The 7,424-nt window shown below is 70.5% G+C and carries 6 protein-coding genes; 3 read left to right on the top strand and 3 right to left on the bottom strand.

Annotation, left to right across the window (positions count from 1 at the left end):
• A partial coding sequence (gene alaS, locus AB0M47_RS41490; protein ID WP_363424200.1) for an alanine--tRNA ligase occupies positions 1-2,483 on the bottom strand: 2,483 nt, incomplete at its 3' end.
• 308 nt (positions 2,484-2,791) lie between these two features.
• Complete coding sequence (locus AB0M47_RS41485) at positions 2,792-4,132, bottom strand: FAD-binding oxidoreductase (protein WP_363424197.1); 1,341 nt, start codon at positions 4,130-4,132, stop codon at positions 2,792-2,794.
• A gap of 217 nt (positions 4,133-4,349) precedes the next feature.
• Between AB0M47_RS41485 and AB0M47_RS41480 the strand changes: the two genes are divergently transcribed.
• Together AB0M47_RS41480 and AB0M47_RS41475 are read left to right on the top strand one after the other, a co-directional pair.
• Positions 4,350-4,505 carry a hypothetical protein gene (locus tag AB0M47_RS41480; RefSeq protein ID WP_253756135.1) on the top strand — a complete coding sequence of 52 codons (156 nt, stop codon included), beginning with the start codon at positions 4,350-4,352 and terminating at the stop codon, positions 4,503-4,505.
• 198 nt (positions 4,506-4,703) lie between these two features.
• Positions 4,704-5,720, top strand: coding sequence for a hypothetical protein (locus tag AB0M47_RS41475; RefSeq protein WP_253756133.1), 1,017 nt, complete (start codon positions 4,704-4,706; stop codon positions 5,718-5,720).
• On the opposite strand, the gene AB0M47_RS41470 is transcribed toward AB0M47_RS41475, so the two are convergent.
• Positions 5,717-6,613: a LysR family transcriptional regulator gene (locus tag AB0M47_RS41470; protein WP_253756131.1), complete on the bottom strand. Its 897-nt coding sequence runs from the start codon at positions 6,611-6,613 to the stop codon at positions 5,717-5,719. The two genes, AB0M47_RS41475 and AB0M47_RS41470, sit on opposite strands and share 4 nt — an antisense overlap.
• Before the next feature lie 79 nt (positions 6,614-6,692).
• Here AB0M47_RS41470 and AB0M47_RS41465 point away from each other — a divergent pair.
• A partial coding sequence (locus AB0M47_RS41465; RefSeq protein ID WP_363424192.1) for an NAD(P)-dependent oxidoreductase occupies positions 6,693-7,424 on the top strand: 732 nt, incomplete at its 3' end.

Below are 7,424 nucleotides of genomic sequence, written 5' to 3'. Positions count from 1 at the left end.
AGCAGCTCGACCGCCTCGCCGCTGCTCACCGCCGCGACCAATTGCGCGCGCTCGCCGTCGGTCAGGCCCAGCACCACCGCGCCCGGCTGAGGCAGCCGCCGCAGCACGTCGGACGCCAGGCCGCGCAGCTCGTCGCCCGCCACGCCGGTCACCCGGCGGACCACGATCCGGCCGGACCCGCACGGCTCGCCCCGCGTCGCGAGCTCGCCGCCGAGCAGATCCAGCTCACGGCGGCGATACGCCGAAAGCTGCTTCTCCGCCTCGGAGAGCGCCCCGAGCTTGACCGTCAACTGCTGCACCACGGTGTCCGTGGGCGACCCGAGGAGCCGGGTCACCTCGCCGAGCACCCGGCGTTCCCGATCCGCGTGGCGCAACGCGTCCAGGCCGACGAGCGCCGAGACGCGGCGGAGTCCCGCGCCGACGGACTCCTCGCCGAGCAGCCGGACGGGGCCCGCCTGGCTGCCGTAGCCGACGTGCGTACCGCCGCACAGTTCGCGGGAGAAGTCGCCGATGTCGACGATGCGTACGGTGTCGCCGTATTTCTCGCCGAACAGCGCGGTCGCGCCCGCCCGCTCCGCCTCCGACCGGGTCGCGTGCCAGACGCGTACCTCGGGGTTGCTGAGCAGCCGCTCGTTGACCTGCTCCTCGATCGCCGCGAGCTGATCCGGCCCGACCGCGTCGAAGTGGGTGAAGTCGAATCGCAGCCGGCCCGGTTCGACCAGCGAGCCGTGTTGCTGCGCGTGCTCGCCCAGGTGTTCCCGAAGCGTCGCGTGCAGCACGTGGGTCGCGCTGTGCGCCCGCGCGGTCGCCCCTCGGCGTACGCCGTCGACCTCCGCGAAGACCTCGTCGTCCACGCTGACGACGCCGGAGCTGATCTGTCCGGAGTGGACGTAAAGGCCGTCCCCGACCGCCTTCGTCGAGTCGACCCGGATCACCCCGCCGTCCCGCGTACGCAGCACGCCGGAGTCGCCGACCTGACCGCCGCCCTCCGCGTAGAACGGGCTGCGGTCGAGGATCACCTCCACCCGGTCGCCCTCGGTCGCGACCGCGACGTCACCGCCGCCGCTGACGACGCCGAGGCTGACGATGCCCAGAACGCGCGCCTCCCCGGATAGCTGGTCGTAGCCGAAGAACTCGGTCGGCCCGAGCTTGCCCAGCAGCTCCCGGTAGACCTCGTCCGCCGACGGGCCGGCCGACCGCGCGTCCCGCGCCCGCCGCCGCTGCGCCTGCATGAGCAGCCCGAACTCGTCCCGGTCCAGTGAGAGCCCCGCGTCCTCCGCGATCTCCGCCGTCAGGTCCACCGGGAACCCGTACGTGTCGTGCAGTTCGAACGCCGTCGCTCCGGGCAGCACGCCGCCCGGCTTCGCCGACAGGATCGCCACGTCGAGCAGCCGGGTGCCCTGGCGTACCGTGCGGTCGAACGCCTCCTCCTCCCGGCCGACGACCTGCTCGATCACGGGCCGCCGGGTGATCAGCTCGGGCCACTGGCCGCCGAGGTTCTCGATCACCGTGCCGACGAGGTCGCCCAGGAACGGACCGTCGATACCCAGGAGACGCCCGTGGCGTACCACTCGGCGGAGAAGCCGGCGCACCACGTAGCCGCGACCCTCGTTGCCGGGCAGCACCCCGTCGGCGATCAGGAACGCGCCCGCGCGCAGATGGTCGCTGACGATGCGGAAGGACGTCTGTGAGCGCGTGGGCGCGATCTGGTAGTCCTCGCCGGTGATCTCCTGCAGCCGCCGCAACGTGGGCGACAGCAGGTCGGTCTCGCAGATGTACGCGCGGTCCTGCAGGACCAGCGCGAGCCGGTCGACCCCGAGTCCGGTGTCGATGTTGCGCGCGGGCAGCTCGCCGCGGATGTCGTAGTCGCTGTCGCCGCGCAGCTGATGGATGAAGACGAGGTTCCAGAGCTCCAGGAAGCGCTCCTTGTTGACCGCTGGGCCGCCGCCGAGACCGAACCGCTCGCCCCGGTCGTAGAAGATCTCCGAGCTGGGACCGCCTGGACCCGGCAGACCCATCGACCAATAGTTGTCCTCGACGCCCAGCCGCTGGATGCGCTCGTCGGGAAAGCCCAGGCGCCGCCACAGCTCGACGGTCTCGTCGTCGCCGTCGAGAACGGTGATCCACAGCCGCTCCCGGTCGAGCCCATAGCCCTCGGTCAGCAGCTCGTACGCCCACGGGACGACCTCGTCCTTGAAGTAGTCCCCGAACGAGAAGTTGCCCAGCATCTCGAAAGAGGTCGCGTGCCGGGTGGTCTTGCCGACCCGCTCGATGTCGACCGTACGCAGACACTTCTGCAGCGACATGAGGCGTGGATGCGGCGGTTGTCGTCGGCTCAGGAAGTACGGCGCGAACGGCACCATCCCCGCGTTGACGAGCAGGAGTTGGGAGTCCTCGGGGATCAGCGACGCCGACGGGATCTCCGGATGATCGCGATCCGCGAAGAAATCGAGGAAAGTACGGCGAATGTCGGTGGAAAGCATGGCTCGGCCTCTTCTGGGACAGGCCGCGATGCGCTCACAGAAGCCCCGACGGGCTCCTCGCCGCTGCTGAAGAGACAGCCGTCTGCGGCGCGATGCGGTGGAAGGAGGAAGACAGGCAGGACTCGCCGAGCCGGGCCGGAAGATCAGGCGAGGACGAGGTCCCCGGACTCCCGCTCGGCGCAGCTAGCTCGCTGCTCCACCGCGTACATGGGGTCAGTCTAGCGCACGTGGGTGCCACATGATCAGCGGAAGTTTCGTGGGGTTATGGCACCGCGAAACTTCCGCTGATCATGGGTGGGCACGCGGGGTCAGGCGGCGCGACGAAGGGGGTGGGCCGCCGGGGCGGCGACGGTGTGGCCGAGGCGGAAGAAGTTCTCGGGATCGTAGAACCGCTTCACGTCCCGCAACCGCCGCAGGTTCTCGGCGGAGAAGGCGGTCGCGGTACGCCCGGTGTCGGCGAGGAAGTTGAGGAACGTCCCGCCGATTCCGTACGCGGCCAGCCGGGCGGCGGTGTCGGGCTGCGGCGTGTCGAGGATCACGGAGAACGGCGCCTCGCGGTGGCCGGCGGGGCCGGCGTCCGGGCCGGCGTCGGCCATCGCGCCGCCCCAGTGGCGGATCTCCACGGTGGACCCGGTCGCGTGGTGGACGGCGAGCAGCTCGTCGATCGCCGCGCTCGGCAGAGCCGGGAAGAAGTCGAGGTGGCGAGCGGCGGTGCCGCCCATCGCGGCTTGGGCGTACGGCAGGACGCGCAGCTCGTCCTGCAGAACGGGTCCAGCCGCCGCGAGCATCGGCGCCAGGAGGCACCGGGTCTGCGCGGGATCCCCGGAGTGCAGCACCTTCAGCATGATCACGCTGCGATCGCGGAGCGCCGCCGGCACGTCGTCGGCGGCCGGCATGCGGCGTACGACCAGGGCGGTGCTCAGCTCGTCGGGCAGGGTCGAGGCCCAGGTCTCGTAGAACGCGATCGCCTCCCCCGAAAGGGGTACATAAAGGAATCCGGCGGTGACCTGGTCGACGGGGTAGAGCTGAAACTCCAGCGAGGTGACGATGCCGAAGCCGCCGCCGCCCCCGCGCAGCGCCCAGAACAGGTCCGGGTACTGATCCGGTCCGGTGGTCAGCAGCCGTCCGTCGGCCGTCAGCACCTGTGCGCGTACCACGCTGTCGGCGGCGAAACCGAAGCGGCGTGCGAGCCAGCCCACTCCGCCACCCAGCGTATAGCCCGTGACGCCCACGGTGGGCGAGCTGCCCGAGAGCGGCGCGAGACCGAACGGCGCCGCGGCCGTGAGCACCTCGCTCCAGCGTGTGCCGGGGCCGACGCGGGCGATCCGCCGCGCCGGGTCCACCAGCACCGCAGTCATTCCAGTGGTCTTGAGCAGCACGGCGTCGTCCGCGGCGACGTGCGTGCCGTGGCCCGTCGCCTGGACCGCCAGCGGTACGCCATGCTGCCGCGCCGCGAGGAGTGAGGAGCGGATGTCGGCGACGTTGGCGGCTTCCACTACCACGGATGGGCGTGGGTCGAGATCGGCCCGCAGCGGCCGTCTCAGCGCCTCGTACGCCGCACTGCCGGCCGTGTGCACCGTGCCGGTGACGCGACGGCGCAGATCCCCGTCGAGAGTGGACTGTCGGGCGTTCGTGGCGATCCGGTTCATTTCGTGCTCCTACAGCGTTCGCGTGTCGTCTGGCGAATCCGGGTCGAAGTCAATGGCGGATTCTCGACACCACGGCTTTGGGTTTTCTGCTTGGTTAGACCGATCCGGCGATGCAGACTCATCGGTCGGGTGCGAAGATCTTTCGACTGAGTCATAGTGGGTAGTGACGCGGTGACATTGGTCGATCGCGTTCCGCTATCGAAGGGAGGCCAGGTTCGTGAAGAAGTACCTGAGCTGGATCGCGATCGCCTTCTTGATCTTCTTCGTCGCGTACCGCCCGTCCGCGGCCGCGAACCTGGTCAAGAGCATCGGAGAGGTTCTGCTCGACATGGCCAACGGGGTCGGCGATTTCTTCAACGGGCTGGTGAGCTGACGTTCACACTGTTGTGAGCTGACGCTTTCGGGTGGAGCCTTCGGCGGTTGCCCGGTACCCTCGGTCACGGCCGCCGTCAGGCGACACCCCCTGTGTCGGCGGTGGCTGCCGCCGTCGAACCATTCGATGATGTGCTGCTCACGCCTGGATGAGCAGCCGGGGAGTCGGCCGGCGGAGACGGAAGGACCGATCCCCCAGATGAGGCTGACGACCCCGGCTCGACGACGATCCATAGTTTTCGCGTTACTCGCCGTGATGTTCTCGGCGGTCTTCGCGGTCGGCTCGACGCCCGGCTACGCCGAGCCGAGCGACTCCGAAGGCGCGTCCGCGAAGTTGCGCAAGGCGCTGGACGAGGCCAGCCGTGGCTACCTCGACGCCAAGACCGCGCTCGACCGCTCGACGCAGCGGCAGACGCAGCTCACCGGCGAACTCACCAAGCTGGAAGCCGATCACGCCGACAAGGTCACGAAGGTACGCGCGATGGCGGCCGCGGCGTACCAGGCGGGCCGGCTCGGCACCGTCTCCGCGCTGCTCGGCGCCGAGTCGCCGGACGACTTCGTGGAGCGCGTGTTCACCCTGAACGCCGTCACGGCCAACGAAGACGGCACATTACGGGACATGGTTCGAGCCCGGGACCGGGTGACCGCGGCGAAGGCGACCTTGGCCGAGGAGATCGACCAGCAGAAGAAGCAGGTCGCGATCATGGCCGCCCGCAAGAAGCAGGCTGAGGACGCACTGACCGCGGCGGGCTACGGCACCTCGACGAGCGGCCCGACAGGTCTGGTGAAGACGGCGAAACCGGCACCGCGCAACTCGGACGGGTCATGGCCCAAGGAGTCGTGCTCCGTCGACGATCCCACCACCAGCGGCTGCATCACCCCGCGTACACTGCATGCCTTGCAGCAGGCCAAAGCGGCCGGCTTCAACCACTACGTCTCCTGCTACCGCGTCGACGATCACGGTGAACACCCGAAAGGCCGGGCCTGCGACTTCGCCGCCGCGAAGAGTGGTTTCGGCGGAGTCGCCAGCGGGGCCGACAAGACATACGGCAACAACCTCGCCGCGTTCTTCGTCAAGAACGCCGATCGGCTCGGCGTCCTCTACGTGATCTGGTTCCGCAAGATCTGGCTGCCCAGCTCGGGTTGGCGAACGTACAGCGGCAGCGGCAGTCCGGCCGCCGAGCACACGAATCACGTGCATTTGTCCGAGTACTAGCGGAACGTCGCCGCGACCTCGTCGAGGTGGTCGAGGAAGCGCACCACCGCCGGTGGGCGCGTCCGCCCGGCGAGGGTCGCGGCGTAGATCTGCCGGACTGATTCGTCCTTTTTGTCCAGGCGCAACAACGTGATGTCCGCCGGGATGCTCCGCGTGGCCAAGGCCGGCACCAGCGCCACCCCGAGCCCGGCGGCCACGCAGCCGAACTTGCCCGTCCACTCGGCCGCCACGATGTCGATCCGCGGCTCGAATCCGCTGGGCAGGCTCGCGCGTAGCAGGGTGTTCTCGGCGGTCGCGGAGCCGGCGATGAACGCGTCCTCGGCCAGCTCGGCGAGGCGTACCGTGCGGCGGCGGGCCAGCCGATGATCGCGGGGGACCGCCACGAGCAGGCGCTCGTCGAGCAGGTGGTGCAGCTCGAAGCGCTCGGTCTCGAACTCGTCGACCGGCGACGTGCTCACCACGGCCACGTCGGCGTCCCCGGCCGCGAGCCGGTCCAGCAGGCGGGGGGTCAGGCCCTCCACAAGCGACAGGCGAACGTTCGGGTACGCCGTCCGGAAGCCCGCCAAGGCCCGGGGGACGAGGGCGGCGACCGCGGTCGGGAAGGCGCCCACGCGCAGGCGGCCGCTGCCGAGCCCGCGAAGATCGTCCAGTCCGCGCCGGGCCGCTGCCAGGCGGTCGAGCACGGCTTCGGCGTACGGCTGGAACTCCCGGCCCTCGGCGGTCAGCTCCACGCCACGTGGCAGCCGGTCGAAGACGCGTACGCCCAGCTCCGCCTCCAGCGCGGCGATCTGCCGGGAGACGGCCGACTGCGTGTAGCGCAGGGACTGCGCCGCCGCCGTGATCGACTTCAGCCGGGCCACGGTCCGGAATACCTCGAGCAGTTGGGTCTCCACTCATCCATGCTATCCACGCATGGGTCGTATTCCGGAGATTCGTTGGTGGCATGGCTGCGCCCCGCCTAGCGTCAAGGTCATGAGCGAGATCGCACTGCTGGGCACCGGCCGCATGGGTACGCCGATGGCACGCCGCCTGATCGGGGCGGGCCACCGGGTGCGGGTGTGGAACCGGAGTCCCGAACGGGCCGAGCCGCTGGCGGCGGACGGGGCGAAGATCGCCGCGACGCCGGCCGAGGCGGCCGACGGGGCCGACTTCGTCGTCACGATGCTGACCGACGCCACCGCCGTGCGAGCGGCGCTGGACGCGGCGGCCCCGAGCCTGCGGCCGGGCACGATCGTGGTGCAGACGTCGACGATCGGCCCCGACGAGGTACGCGAGATCGCGGACCGCCTCCCAGCCGGCGTCGGCCTCCTCGACGCCCCCGTCGGCGGCAGCGTCAACGCGGTCGAAGCCGGGACGCTGGTCGTCTTCGCGGGCGGGTCGGCGGAGACGGTCGCCGCGGCCGAGCCGGTGCTGCGCCCGCTCGGCAAGGTACGCCCCACCGGCCCGATCGGCACCGGCTCGGCGGTGAAACTCGTCAACAACACGGCGATGGTGACCGCGCTGGCGGCGTTGCACGACAGCCTGACCGTGGCCGACTCGGTCGGCGTCGACCGCGACGTGGCGCTCGACGTGCTGGCCGGTGGGCCGCTCGGCGGGGCGGTGCAACGGCTGCGCACCGCGGGCGGGAACTTCGCGATCTCGTTGGCGGCCAAGGATCTCCGGCTCGCCCGACAGGACGCCCCCGGTACGCCCGTCGCCGCGACC

Source organism: Hamadaea sp. NPDC051192 (assembly GCF_040682475.1).
GTDB classification, from domain to species: Bacteria; Actinomycetota; Actinomycetes; order Mycobacteriales; family Micromonosporaceae; genus Hamadaea; species Hamadaea flava.
Note: the sequence above shows the minus strand (reverse complement) of the source record. Positions and strands in the feature narration are given on the sequence as shown.